Source organism: Paenibacillus mendelii, assembly GCF_024498075.1.
Taxonomy (GTDB): domain Bacteria; phylum Bacillota; class Bacilli; order Paenibacillales; family Paenibacillaceae; genus Paenibacillus_Z; species Paenibacillus_Z mendelii.
Genome location: NZ_JANHOF010000007.1, coordinates 152,529 through 165,796, shown reverse-complemented (window position 1 = coordinate 165,796; position 13,268 = coordinate 152,529). Strand labels below are relative to the sequence as shown.

Sequence of the window (13,268 nt, the reverse complement as noted above, 5' to 3'; positions counted from 1 at the left end):
CCTTATTGTGGATAAACCAAACACAAAAAAGCCCTCATCCCGAAGGGACGAGAGCTGTGCTCACGTGGTACCACCCAATTTTATAAACGCCTTGCGGCATTCACCTCTTCAGGTACGACGCGCGATCGCGTGTATACCCTAGCACGGTAACGGGTGCGGGTTCCGTCGCAGCCTACAACCACAGATGGGTTTCGGTGCGCAGCTCTGAGACCATATTCCCACGGTTATTCTTTACCCCTTTTCACCAACCGGGGCTCTCTGTACAAAGACATCGCCATGGTACTCTTTCTCTTCTTCGCTTTTTTCAGAATATTCAAGTTATTGGGAATTATACGGCGCATGATCGGCAAAGTCAAGATCAGACAAGCCCGACCTGCATCAAAACAATTTACCCTTCCATAAATCGCAGCGCACTGCGGGCATGGCCCTCGGCAAGGTCTTTAGCAAATTGCTGATCCGGAAATCCTCTGTGAAGCAGCTTCAGCCCGCCCGATACTAACGAAAGATGATGATGGTACCGATAGAATAGCATCCGATTAGGATCGAGAGTATCATTCTTCAAGTAACGGTAATAATCTCCGAAGCGAAATTCGAGAAAGCTGTGTTCATGCTCAATATCAAAGAACGCGGCCCCCTCGATATCGATCAAATAAGGCTCGAGCTTGTCATTCACCAATACATGGTCTGGGCCGAGCTCTCCGTGTATAAATCCGTAGCGCCGTCTAGGTTCGATTCTGGACTCAAGCTCAACCAGCTTATCGAGCAGCTTGCTTTGATTCGCCCTCATACTGTCCATATGCTGGGCGGCATAAGCCAGCTGCACTTTCGCATTCTCCAGCTGCCGCAGATGGCATGCTCTCGTGTCGAGGCCGCATTGATCAAGCTCCCCATGGACTTGCCTTTCGTCGGCATGCATGCGAGCCAGCATATCGCCTAACCGCTGAAACACAGTATTCTGTACACGCCGATCTGCGTGCTCGAAATAAGCTTCTGCTTTGGGTCCTTCTACATATTCAACCAGAGCATAGTCGAACGGATAACGGTCTCTGTCGCGATTTAAATGATAGAGAGCCGGGGTTCGAATACCCCGCTGGGTCAAATACTTGTTATTTTGTTCAAATAAGCTGCCGCCATAGGACCGCTCTCCGCTAGCTTCGTTTGCTATTTCTTCTTGAAAATAATTCATGGTTAGATCCCACACATAGAGTACGCAGGAAAATCCATTGCTGCAATCGATCTTATAGATGACCTTTTGCGCACCGCCATGCATTCTCGCGACATTGGTAACGGTATACCCCGTACCTAATACGCGCTCTATATAATTCTGCAAATCAGCTGGATTGAGGTGACAAGTACCTTCCAACGAACAACACTCCATTCTACTTCGGTATTGCCGGCTAACCAACTGTATAAAAAAACCGCCCGAAAGTATAGACTGTTTCTGCAGGCTCTGTTATGATGTTGAATAAGTTCTCGATAAAAATGACCATACAAAAAGCCTTTGGAGCTGACTCCAAAGGCTTTTTTTCTACGTCGAAAGTCTTGTTTATTCCAGATCGTTGCTTGTTCGCGGGTTGTGATCATGACCTCAGCAGGTAAACAGCCCTTTCAAGAGCCTTCGGCTTGTGTACTTACGTTCAGTCTTCCAGCAAGGATACCTCGGACAAGCTGCCGTCCGCCGGATCGAGCCGGAACGTCTTGATCTCGAAGCCGGCGAGCGAGACAGGGAACCTGCGCTTCCCGTCTCCTAGGACGATCGCCGTCTCCCGCGCTTTCCCTGTAGGCTCGAACAGCCGCAGGATATAACCTTCTCCCCGCTCCTCCCGCTTAAACGCCGTAAGCTGAACGACATCGTCTTCGAGCGTAAAAGGAGCCGCAGGCAATTTACCTTTGCCCGATGGGAAAAACGACAACACGAACGGTTTCTCGCCATGAGAAAGCGCCTCGCGGTCGACGGCTTCCAGACGTTCCGCAGCCGAACCGCCGGCGTTCAGCCAGAACGTAAATTGGCGTTCCCCTTGATCCATCCTTGGAAGAAACCGGTCCTGTACGACGAGCGGGCGATCCATAATCGGATGCGCGCAATACGCAGACGAGCGCAGCAGCGTCATGCGGATTTCCCCGGCATCGAAATCCGAGCCGTAGACCCCGTCGTTCACGACGGTGATGGCGCTGATGCCGTTAGTTGCGGCAACCCACTTATGCGCGACCGCCTCGTCGCCGTTCGATGGCAGATCGGCCACGCCGTACATCGTCTGGCCGCGATAGGTTGCTCCTTCCCCAAGGGTCGTCGGGATCGACCACTTCAACATCTTATCCTTCTCGTTCCAGAATACCCGGACATTCACTTCGATTTCCATCCCGCTCTTCGGCAGCCTGTATGTCTGCACGAGCTTCGAATCGCGATAGAAAAACACAGCCTCGACTACCGTGTACACGTCACCATCCTCGATGACGCGCACGGACGGAAGCAAGCGCGTATCCACACCGGAGAAATCCGTACCTTCGCCCGCCGGCATCAGCTGGAATTGACCCATAACGTCACGAAATCCGTTCACGTCCATTCTCCATGAATCCCCATTGTCGTTAACAACGATCGGCAGGCAGGCGCCCGGCTTCAATGCGTGACGCCCGTCGACCGCGTATTCATCGATTAATCCGGTCATCGTGTTAATGACGACAGAAAGACGATCGGTGCGGAAGATCAGTTTATCGCCCGAAGTGGTTAAAGCCGGCACTGGTTTCTTCGGAAGTAGCTCGGCCTTGCAGTCGAAACGGCTCATCGACATCGGCGGCAGCTCGGCTTCGAACACAACCTTCTTCCGCCAATCGAGGTTCAGATTGCTCTCTTCCTTCTCCGGTTGCGACGGAATCCGTACGCCGTCCTTAAATACGACCGGCATCGTGAATTCTTCCTTCCAATTCTGATCCTCGAGCATGAATTCACACTCCCAGATGCCGCGAACGGGGAAAGGATGAGGGTTATACGCCAAGATCGGATATTCTCCGGGGCCAGCGACCGCTTGCCCGGATGCGAGTGCAAAGAATGCGCGAGCTTTCAATCGGCTCAATATTTCCAAACCGTGGTCCAATCCCCGCAGCGATGTATCCTCGACGCTCTGTACGGATGACCCCGGCAATATATCGTGGAACTGGCTTGTGAGCAAGTCTTGCTGCGCGGCCTGCAAATCCTCGTACGGATAAACGAGCAACTCTTGCAGCGCGGCTTGGGATAGCATTTTCTCGGTCATGAACAAATCGTTCTCCAGCTTGCGGTGCTTCTGCTTAATGCGAATCTGCGACGTATAGCAGCCGACGAACCGTGGGTTCAAGTCCCGCTCCACGACCGGAAGCTCTTTCGCCTGCGCCAGCTCCGCGAAGTATGCCTCCGGCGTCGAATGTACGATCTCGAACGATTCCGTCTTCTCTTTCAATTCCGCGATCAGTCTCAAATCCAGCCTGGACGGCCCGCCGCCGTGGTTGCCCACTCCCCATAGGACGAGCCCGATCGGAGCCTCGGAATGATCCTTCATCCAGTTTTCGATTTTCTCTGCGGACTTGCCGAGCTGGGAAAGATAGCCCCCCCACACCTTATGCGCCATAACCGAGCTTCCGTTAAAGCCTTTCCAGATGAAGTCCTGCGCGGGAAGCTCCATCTCGTCCGGCCGCATGAAAATATACGAATCGAAGCCTGCGAGATTCATAATTTGCACGAGCCCCTGGGAATGCCCGAACGGGTCGAAGTTAATCGCCGTCGTCGGCTTCGCGTAATCACCGAACTTGTCGTGAAAATACGTTCTGCCCGCGAGAATTTGCCGCACGATCGACTCGCCGGATGGCATATTGCAGTCCGGCTGCAAGTACCACCCGCCCATAATATGCCACTTGCCTTCACGGACAAGCCGTTGAATGCGCGCGAACAACTCGGGCTCGTATTCTTCAATCCATTGGTACAAGATCACTTCATTGTGGTTAAACACGTAGCCGTCGAATTGTTCGCAGAGATCGGCTGCCGAGCGGAAGGTGGACACGGCCGCAGCTGCCCCCTCTTCCCATTGCCATTGCCATACCGGATCCAAATGCGCGTTACTTAACAGATGTAATTTTTTCATGCGTGAAAGCGCCTCCCTCTCGAATCGAATAGATCAATTGTGGCATAGAAGATTGGCAATGGAAATCGCAAGGAATGACTTCTATTTGCACAAAAATGATATTCGAAAGAAGGATTCCATGTACCCTTTGGCGAAATCGTACCCCAACAAGAAAGGGGAACGGTACCGATGAGAATGCTCGAGCTTAAACCGCAAACGCATTTTCTCACCCATCACGCCTGCAGGCGCATTACGATAAATGATGCCGTCATCGAGTGGATTGACATCATTTTCGAGGATCCAACAGGGGTCGCTTATTGCTCGCCGCACTCCCACGATTGGTTCGAATTCAATTACGTCGCGGCCGGAAGCATGGAAACCGCCTTCGAAGACGGAATCATGCGCGCGATGGATGCCGGCACGTTCATCCTGATTCCTCCTGGCGCCGTACATTCCCATAAGTATGACCCAGTCTCCCCCCATGAAGGACTATGCCTTCGATGGCGCTTGGAACGCAAGGCTCAGATGACGACGGATTCGGAAGCCAAATCCGATGAAATTACCGTTTACGATAAGCTGCTTCGACTGAAAAATTGGACGCTATCCCCGATGCGGGACGAGATCGGGCTAGCGGACAGACTGGAGCGGCTGCTGGCGGAGTCGGAGGCTGGGGAACAAGCGATTTTTGTGCAAATGACGTTTATCCGGTTTCTCATGCGGCTAGCCGAAGCGGTAAGCTCATCTTATCCGGCGCTTTCCGCAGAATCGGCAACGGACGGACTAACCCGCAAAGTCGATATTTTCCTGAACGATCTGCAAGACAGGCAGCTGGACGTCAAGAAGCTCGCGGCTTCCTTACACCTGAGCTACGCCCACGTGGCCAGAGAGTTCAAACGCCGCACCGGACAAACGATTGTCGGCCGATTGACCGAGATCCGGCTCAACAAGGCGATCGAGTATCTCGTACATAAGAACATGACGATCAAAGAAATCGCGGAAAAGGCCGGGTTTGCCAGCGTCTACTACTTCAGCCGTGTGTTCAAAAACAGCTTCGGCGTCAGCCCGACGCAATATCGGGCAGAGCAAAAGCTGAAACAACACCATTAATAGCTTACATCCTCATACCGGATATCTTAAGCACCACATACCAAGCCTTTGGATACGACTCCAAAGGCTTATTTGATTATAAACTCCATATCGTTGTCGTCTTATGAGCTCCATCTGCATGCATGTTTACCACCTTCATGGCAAACTCTAATGAAATGGAAAACGATAACTGACGCTCTATGTCTATCCAGCAGGGCTGTGCAGCTCAGTCATCCATATTACGATAAAGGCAGGGTTCATATGCGATTTCAAAACAAAGTGGTTATTGTAACGGGCGGAGCAAGTGGAATCGGTGAGCAGGCTGTCCGCTTATTCGCAGCGGAAGGCGCTACGGTCGTCATCGCTGATTTCTCCGATCGCGGTACGGCCGTTTCGCAAGAGCTCAACAACCAGGGAAGTGACACGTTATTCGTTCGAACTGATGTTACCAAAGAAGCTGATGTTCAACAGATGGTCCAAGAAACGATTCGACACTATGGACGGATCGACGTTCTTTTTGCCAATGCCGGCATTGCAAACGATGCTCCGGCGCACAAGCTGTCCATGGAACAGTGGCAGCGAACCATCGATATTAATTTAACCGGCGTCTTCCTCTGCGACAAATATGTGATCGAGCAAATGCTGGCGCAAGGCACGGGCGGGGCCATCGTGAACTGCGGTTCGATACACAGCCATGTCGGGAAAAGCAGTGTAACGGCCTATGCTTCCGCCAAAGGCGGAGTCAAGCTGCTCACGCAAAGCTTAGGTGTCGATTATGCCAAGGACGGCATCCGCGTGAACGCAATCTGCCCCGGATATATTGATACTCCACTGATTGCCGGCAGGAATGAAGCCGTTAACCAGCACCTGATCAGCCTGCATCCGATCGGACGTCTAGGTAAGCCGGAAGAAGTCGCGAAGGCCGTTCTGTTCCTGGCCAGCGACGACGCTTCGTTCATTACCGGCACCAGCCTCCTCGTCGACGGCGGTTATACCGCTCAATAAAGAATAAGTGTTACCTAGTATTACCGAACCTTCAACCACAGCTATACACTCATCGAAAAATCAAAAACCCCTGAATGCTCAGGGGTTTTCTGCTTGCTGCACTGCTTTATTTCGCGCTATGCTTCCGAACCGCAGCAACTGTCCAATCGGACAGCCCGCTGATCTTCATCTTCTTCATGCCTCTCAAATACGTATCCAGATCACCGATCGGATCGGTCCACTTGCTGTCGATGGATGCCAGTCCGTTCATGATCCCGAGCGCCGATACAATCTGTGCGGCGTTGCAGTCGACATCTTGTCCGACCATCGCAATAATGTGCAGCGTCTCGTCGAAATCCCCATTGCCGTACCACAGCGCGACCACTTCCGCCATCGCGTTCGGGTACGCGTGAATCCAGTTGTATTCCTTGAATTTCTCCTCGCACAGCGCCCAGGTTTGCTGCCAATCCTCGTGCTGACGGCACCATTCCAGCGCAGTGGAGACGAATTCGTAATACTCGCTGTCCGCCGGAATCGCGTCCACGGACAGTTCGACGATCTTCCGGATGTCCTGCTCGACGAAAGCCAGCGATACGAACACCGCATTGAAGATTTCGCCCAGAACGCCGTTGCCGGCATGGGAGACGATTCCGTCCTTCCAAGCCAGTCTAGCCGCTTCCTTCGGATTGCCTGGAGCGACAATACCGCAGATCGCACCGCGCATCTGAGCGCCGATCCATTCGCGGAATGGGTTGTTGACATAGCCGCTTTCAGGTGGATAGATGCCGTTGCGAATGTTCTTCAAGGCGATTTCTTCCGCTGACCAGCCACTTGGTACCAAGGCGACCCATTCCTCGGCAATCGTGCCCGATGAAACCGCATAGCCTTCTTTATCGAATGCGCTCAGGAACGCAATTTCAAACGTAATATCGTCATTGTACGTATTCGGCTTGCGCACGTAATGGCGAATTTCACCGAACTTTTCCTTCAGCTTCTGCGAGGTGTATCCTTCAATTGCGGTACCCAGAGCGCCACCAACAATTTGGGCTAGCCAGCCGGCATAGATACGCGATGCGAAGTCTTCCGCCTGTACATCATACGAGCCGTAAGAAGTGAACTTCGCCTTCTGCTCATACGCTTCCCAAGTCGTATAAGGGGTATACTTCCAGAAATCCGATTGCTCGTTCTTCGGCAGCCGGTTCAGCTCAGACATCAAGCGTGCCGTAATGCGCTGCAGCTCAGCCATGTCGTCCTTGGTATACGCTTCTTCGCCTGCGTCGAGCAAGGCTGTCAGATGATCGGTCTCGTAGCCCATATTGTGCATCGATTGCACAGCCGCTACCGCCAGCATCTCAGGCGCACCGGAGCCTGGCACATTACTATGCCAGAACAGCTTCAGCGTCATGTCATGGAATTTCTCTACTTCATTCATCGCCAGCCATGTCTGTTCTTCCTCGTCCAATACGACCGGATTCGCTTCTTGCAGTAAACGATATGCTTTTTCCCATGCTTTCATGTGGTAATTCCTCCCCCGTTATCTTTGAAGTAACCCTAGGCCTGTACAGCCCGACTCATGAAATGGTCCAGAAAACGATCCGCATCCACTTCGATGCAAACATGAATGTCCGATGACCTGGATGACGTTTCACTAACGTGTGTCCGGCCTAAAGTAGGTGCGCCGTCTTCCACGTCGACCTCAATCGGCATGGTCTCTACCCGGCAGAAGGAAGGATCGATGACAATGCCTACTGCCAGCGGATCATGCAGCGCGCATCCGCCGATTCCGGGATTCCATGTTTCGTAAGCATTCATATAGAAATCCGCTGCATCTGCCATAAAATGCGCCAGCTTCGTCTCTTTGTTCCGCCACTCCTGCAGCTTCGTGCGAGGCAGCAGGGTCTTCATCGTAACATCAAGCCCGACCATCGTAATCGAGAGCCCCGAACGGAATACATAATCCGCAGCTTCCGGATCACTATGGGTATTCGCTTCCGCGTAGGGGGTCACATTGCCCGGAACTGTGGCAGCACCGCCCATTATAACCACCTGACCAACCAAACGAACAAACTCCGGATCGGCCTGAACAGCTAGAGCCAGATTCGTCAATGGGCCTACCGCGATAATCGTGACCTCTCCCGGCATCCGCCGCACTTGATCGACCATGAACTCGGCCGCCGTCATGGAACCGACCTGTCCTTTAGGCGCCGCTCCGCCGAGTGCGCCGCCTAATCCATCCTCGCCATGCACATGCTTGGCATGTCCAAGCACCTCCGGACGGGCGAACGGCTTGCTTGCACCGGCATAGACCGGCACGTCTTCCCGCCCAAGCATCTCCAGTACATACAGCGTATTACGGGTTGCTTCTTCGGTGGAGACGTTGCCGAACTGCGTCGTCAACCCCAGAAGGCGCAGCTCGGGAGAATGTGCAGCATAGGCAATAGCCATCATATCGTCAATGCCCGTATCGACATCCAGAATAATCGGTTTCATTGTACGCCCACCTCGCTGCTTTATTTTTTATCTGAGTACCTAGCTAGCGTGCTGATCATCATATCCCAGAACTTCTCGGTGTCCAGCTCCAGAGCAACATTCACGTTCGGTTCTTTGCCCGTCACACCAAGCATGTCCACAACCGTCATGCCGTACGTATATTCACCTTGAGTCTCAATATCCACATGCAGCTTACGGCAGGTGAACACGGACGGATCAATACAATACGCTACGCAGCAGGCATCATGGATCGGTGCGCCGTCGAACCCGAATACTTCCTTGTACGTATGCATGAAAAATTGCAGCAGCTCTACCACGAATCCGGATACCGGATTTCCAATGGCTTGAATACGTTCTTGAATCTCAGGCGTCGCCAGCGCCTTATGCGTCAAATCAAGACCAAACATAGTAAGCGGCACACCGCTCTCGAACACTACCTTGGCTGCCTCAGCATCGACGAAAATATTGAATTCCGCCGCAGGCGTCCAGTTGCCGAACGTGCCTCCGCCCATCAGGACAATTTCGCGGATCTTCGGCATAATCGCCGGCTCTTTCCGGATAGCCATTGCGATATTCGTTAGCGGTCCAACGGGTACGAGCGTAATATTCCCTTCGGAAGCGAGCAGCTGCCGGATTATGAAATCGACCGCATGCTCGCCTACGATTGTCTTCTTCGGGTCTGGCAGCGAAGGACCGTCCATCCCGCTGTCACCGTGAATATCCGCTGCCGTCTCACGCTTCCGCACAAGCGGCTGCCCTGAGCCTTTGGCGACAGGAAGATCCGTCAGGCCCGCGATCTCGCAAACCTTCAGCGCATTGACCGTTGTCTTCTCCACTTCTGCATTCCCAGCAACAGTCGTGATTCCGACCAGCTCCACGTTCGGATTTGCTGCACCGAGCAGTATCGCAATAGCATCATCATGCCCTGGATCACAGTCAATGATGATTTTTCTTCGGTTTGTCGTGCTCATCTTTGTCTCAATCTCCTTCTTTAAGGCATGGTGGCGAGTCTTCTCTTATTCCGCAGCGCGAAGAACACAAGTGCGGCAATCGTTACTACATACGGAATCATCTGAATGAACTGGCTCGGTATCGGTGAGTTCGGAACGGTCTGAACGATCGTCGCGAGCGCGCTCGCCAAGCCGAATATGAGCGATCCAAGCAGAATCCCGATCGGATTCCGGTTACCAAGCAATACGACAGCCAGTGCAAGAAAACCCGTACCGGCCGTCATGTCCTTCACGAACATGTTCGTTAATCCGTTGGACATAAAGGCTCCTGCCAGACCTGCGAACGCACCGCTCCACGCAAGCGCGGAATATTGAATCCGCTTAGCCGGAATCCCTAGTGATTGGGCGGCATATGGCGCCTCTCCGACAGAGCGGAGATGCACGCCGTATGGCGTCCGGTAAATCAAGAACATACAGAATGCGACAGACAAGAGAGCGATCCAAACCATGAGACTGTGTCCGCTGAGCAGCTTGCCCAGCACCGGAATGTCCTCGATGAACGGGATATTCACGACTGGAATACGCGGAGCACCTGTCGGTGAGTAGTTCCCGGTCATACCGTAGATCTTGCTCATCAAGAAGATCGTAAAGCCTGAACCAAAGATGTTCACCGCGAAGCCCGTAATGATGATGTCGACTTTCATCTTGAGCGAGAAGAAGCCCATCCCGTAACTAATCAGCACGGAGGTCGCAACGCCCGCCAATACGCCGACAGCCCAGTTCCCCGTGCTGGAGCCTACCGCAATCGACGTGAATGCCGACATCAGCATCAGTCCCTCTAGGCCAATGTTGATAACGCCACCGATATCCGAGATCAGTCCGCCCAATGAAGCCAGCAGAATCGGCGTCATTAAGCGAAGAAGCACAGCGACCAGCGACAGGTCTACGATTTGGCCCCAAATCGTTTGCCACACCATATTACTTCACCGCCTTCTGCCCGGATCTGGCATATCTTTGTTTGATGTACGTGAAAATCGCCTGCGCCGACACAAGAAGCACGAGCATAACCTGAATGATGACGGCAACCTCGCGAGGCATGTCGCTTCCGAACTGCATCGTTTGTGCGCCTACCTGAATATACGCATAGAACAGTGCGGCAATCAGGACGCCAACCGGATGGTTGCGGGCAAGAAGCGCGATGATAATACCATCGAAGCCCAGACTTGCCGAGAAATTTTCCTTGAATGTTCCGTGTATGCCGAGCACCTCGACAATCCCGGCCAATCCGGCAAGCGCACCGCTTATCATGACGCTGACTACGATGACTTTGCGGGTAGCGATCCCGCCATATCGAGCAAAGTGGCCATTCTTCCCGACCAGACGCAGCTCATAGCCGATGGACGTCTTGTACATCAGCAAGTAAACGATGATGACTGCGACGACTGCGATTATGATGCCGGCGTGAGCGGCCATGCCGGGAAAGATTTTGGGAAGCAGAATATCTTTGCTGATGTTCTCCATCTTCGCATACCCGCCCCCGCTTGCTGCCTTCAACTGGTTGTTGACGAAGTAAGAGGTGGTCAGAATAGCTACGAAGTTAAGCATTAGCGTCGTAACGATCTCGTTGGCATTCAAGTAAGCCTTAAGTACCCCCGGTATCATACCGAATAAGGCACCGCCCAAGAGCGCGCAAACGATGACCAGCGGAAAATGGATCCATGGGCTCATGGCCGGCAGGTATACCGCAGCCAATGCTCCGACGAAGGCGCCGATGTACAGCTGACCCTCGGCACCCATACTGAATACGCCGGATTGAAACACGACCGAGAGCGCGAGTCCCGTCAGAATAAGCGGAACCGCCTTATTAAGGATCGTGCCGATATTGAACGTGCTGGATAGCGGATCAAGAAGCAGTGCGCTTATCGCAGTGAAGGGCTCACTGCTTGTCAGCAGAATGACGACGAAGCCGCAAATGAGCGCCGTCACAACAGCTGCCAAGATTCCGCCTACCTCCAAAAATAATGCTTTGGACGATTTCATCTCGTCGCCTCCAGTTCCTGCTTCTTGATGCCCAGCATGTAATAGCCGATCTCTTGTTCGGTCAAGTCCGGCGTGTTATCGAGAAGCGCCACGATCTCACCGTCGTAGAGCACGATAATCCGATCGCTGAGTGCCATGACCTCGGACAATTCAGCCGATACGACCATGACAGCCGCCCCGCCATCCCGGCGTTTAATGATTTCGCGGTGGATGAACTCAATCGCACCGATATCTACGCCGCGAGTCGGCTGGGAAGCAATGAGCAGCAGCGGGTTTTTCGATAACTCCCGTGCTACGACAACCTTCTGGAGATTACCGCCCGACAGAGCGCCTGCCATCGTTTCCTCGTTCTGAGCCCGAACATCGAAGGTATCCATCATGACTTTGGCGAATTGCTTGACCTTCTTCTTATTGATGAATGGCCCCCACTTGAAATCAGGGTTCCGATAATGATCCAAAATCAGATTTTCCGCAATGCTGGATGTCAGGCTGGCGCCGGCGGTTTGCCGGTCCTCGGGTACGTGGCCGACCTTCATACGGCGGATCTCCGCAACGCTTGCGGCGAGCAAGTCCTTGTCCTGGTAGCGCACTTCCCCTGTAGTTGCCTTGCGCAGCCCGGTAATCACCTCTACCAGCTCCGTCTGACCGTTGCCTTCCACCCCGGCGATTCCTAGAACCTCGCCTCCGCGGATCGTGAAAGAAACGCCTTTCAACGCGAGAGTGCCCTTGTCGTCCAGTGCGCCGAGATCACGGACGGCGAGCACGACATCCTTAGGCTCGGCCGGAATTTTATCCACCCGGAACAAGACATCGCGTCCGACCATGAGACGGGATATTTCCTCTTGGTTCGTCTCTTGGGTGAGCAAGGTCGCGATCGATTTACCTGCCCGCAGAACGGTAATACGGTTCGAAATTTGCATAACCTCGCGCAGCTTGTGCGTAATGAAAATAATCGTATGGCCTTGACTGACCAGCGCCTTGATAGAATCGAACAGCTCATCCGTTTCCTGGGGCGTCAGTACCGCCGTTGGCTCGTCTAGAATAATCAGCTTGGCGCCACGGTATAGCACCTTCAGAATTTCCACCCGCTGCTTCTGTCCAACCGGAATGCTTTCTACCTTGGCCTGCATGTTCACCTTCAGACCATAGGTCGAGATCAAGTGCTCCACTTCTTTGAATTCCTTCGCGCGGTCGCGGAACATTGAGAATACGCCTTTCTTCGGCTCATCGCCAAGCACGATATTCTCCGACACCGTCAAGGAAGGGGCGAGCATAAAATGCTGATGCACCATGCCCATGCCTTGCTTGATCGCATCTCTAGGTCCATCGAAGGTAACCGTTTGTCCTTTGTATTCGATCGTTCCGTCGGTCGGCGCTTCGAGTCCGAACAAAATCTTCATCAAGGTTGATTTGCCCGCACCGTTCTCGCCCACCAGAGCGTGGATTTCACCTTCGTGAACGGTCAGATCGACACCTCGATTAGCGGCGGTTCCATTCGGATACACTTTGTGAATATTTTTCATCTCGAGTAAAATTGGCATCGCTATCTCCCCCAACCACAAAATAATTCCTTTTCGGGGCCTATTTTAATAAAGAGAGGTGTGGGCCTGCCGCACCTCTCTTCTAT

The 13,268-nt window shown here is 53.1% G+C and carries 10 protein-coding genes and 1 other annotated feature; of the genes, 2 read left to right on the top strand and 8 right to left on the bottom strand.

Annotation, left to right across the window (positions count from 1 at the left end; all coding sequences use genetic code 11):
- Positions 1-40 precede the first annotated feature (40 nt).
- Positions 41-305, bottom strand: a binding site (T-box leader).
- A gap of 83 nt (positions 306-388) precedes the next feature.
- The gene (locus tag NNL21_RS21890; protein WP_204820447.1) at positions 389-1,318 is read right to left on the bottom strand and encodes a phosphotransferase family protein; all 930 of its coding nucleotides are present in this window, start codon (positions 1,316-1,318) and stop codon (positions 389-391) included.
- Positions 1,319-1,637: 319 nt separating this feature from the next.
- On the bottom strand, positions 1,638-4,112 hold the full coding sequence (locus NNL21_RS21885; protein ID WP_204820317.1) for a glycoside hydrolase family 38 N-terminal domain-containing protein: 2,475 nt from the start codon (positions 4,110-4,112) through the stop codon (positions 1,638-1,640).
- A gap of 168 nt (positions 4,113-4,280) precedes the next feature.
- On the opposite strand from NNL21_RS21885, the gene NNL21_RS21880 reads away from it, so the two are divergent.
- Together NNL21_RS21880 and NNL21_RS21875 are read left to right on the top strand one after the other, a co-directional pair.
- On the top strand, positions 4,281-5,198 hold the full coding sequence (locus NNL21_RS21880) for an AraC family transcriptional regulator (protein ID WP_204820318.1): 918 nt from the start codon (positions 4,281-4,283) through the stop codon (positions 5,196-5,198).
- 240 nt (positions 5,199-5,438) lie between these two features.
- Positions 5,439-6,182, top strand: a complete 744-nt coding sequence (locus NNL21_RS21875; protein WP_204820319.1) for an SDR family NAD(P)-dependent oxidoreductase — start codon at positions 5,439-5,441, stop codon at positions 6,180-6,182.
- A 106-nt stretch (positions 6,183-6,288) separates the two neighbouring features.
- Here NNL21_RS21875 and NNL21_RS21870 read toward each other — a convergent pair whose 3' ends face one another.
- From NNL21_RS21870 to NNL21_RS21845, 6 genes are read right to left on the bottom strand one after another with little or no spacing between them, the layout of a single operon-like run.
- Positions 6,289-7,677 carry an ADP-ribosylglycohydrolase family protein gene (locus NNL21_RS21870; protein WP_204820320.1) on the bottom strand — a complete coding sequence of 463 codons (1,389 nt, stop codon included), beginning with the start codon at positions 7,675-7,677 and terminating at the stop codon, positions 6,289-6,291.
- Positions 7,678-7,712: 35 nt separating this feature from the next.
- Positions 7,713-8,651: a nucleoside hydrolase gene (locus NNL21_RS21865; RefSeq protein WP_204820321.1), complete on the bottom strand. Its 939-nt coding sequence runs from the start codon at positions 8,649-8,651 to the stop codon at positions 7,713-7,715.
- A 20-nt stretch (positions 8,652-8,671) separates the two neighbouring features.
- Positions 8,672-9,622, bottom strand: coding sequence for a nucleoside hydrolase (locus tag NNL21_RS21860; protein WP_204820322.1), 951 nt, complete (start codon positions 9,620-9,622; stop codon positions 8,672-8,674).
- A 20-nt stretch (positions 9,623-9,642) separates the two neighbouring features.
- Positions 9,643-10,578, bottom strand: coding sequence for an ABC transporter permease (locus NNL21_RS21855; RefSeq protein WP_256555389.1), 936 nt, complete (start codon positions 10,576-10,578; stop codon positions 9,643-9,645).
- A 1-nt stretch (position 10,579) separates the two neighbouring features.
- A complete protein-coding gene (locus NNL21_RS21850) occupies positions 10,580-11,641 on the bottom strand; it encodes an ABC transporter permease (RefSeq protein ID WP_204820323.1) in 1,062 nt (353 codons plus the stop codon).
- Positions 11,638-13,182 carry an ABC transporter ATP-binding protein gene (locus tag NNL21_RS21845; RefSeq protein WP_204820324.1) on the bottom strand — a complete coding sequence of 515 codons (1,545 nt, stop codon included), beginning with the start codon at positions 13,180-13,182 and terminating at the stop codon, positions 11,638-11,640. The genes NNL21_RS21850 and NNL21_RS21845 overlap by 4 nt, the downstream gene beginning before the upstream one ends.
- Positions 13,183-13,268 lie beyond the last annotated feature (86 nt).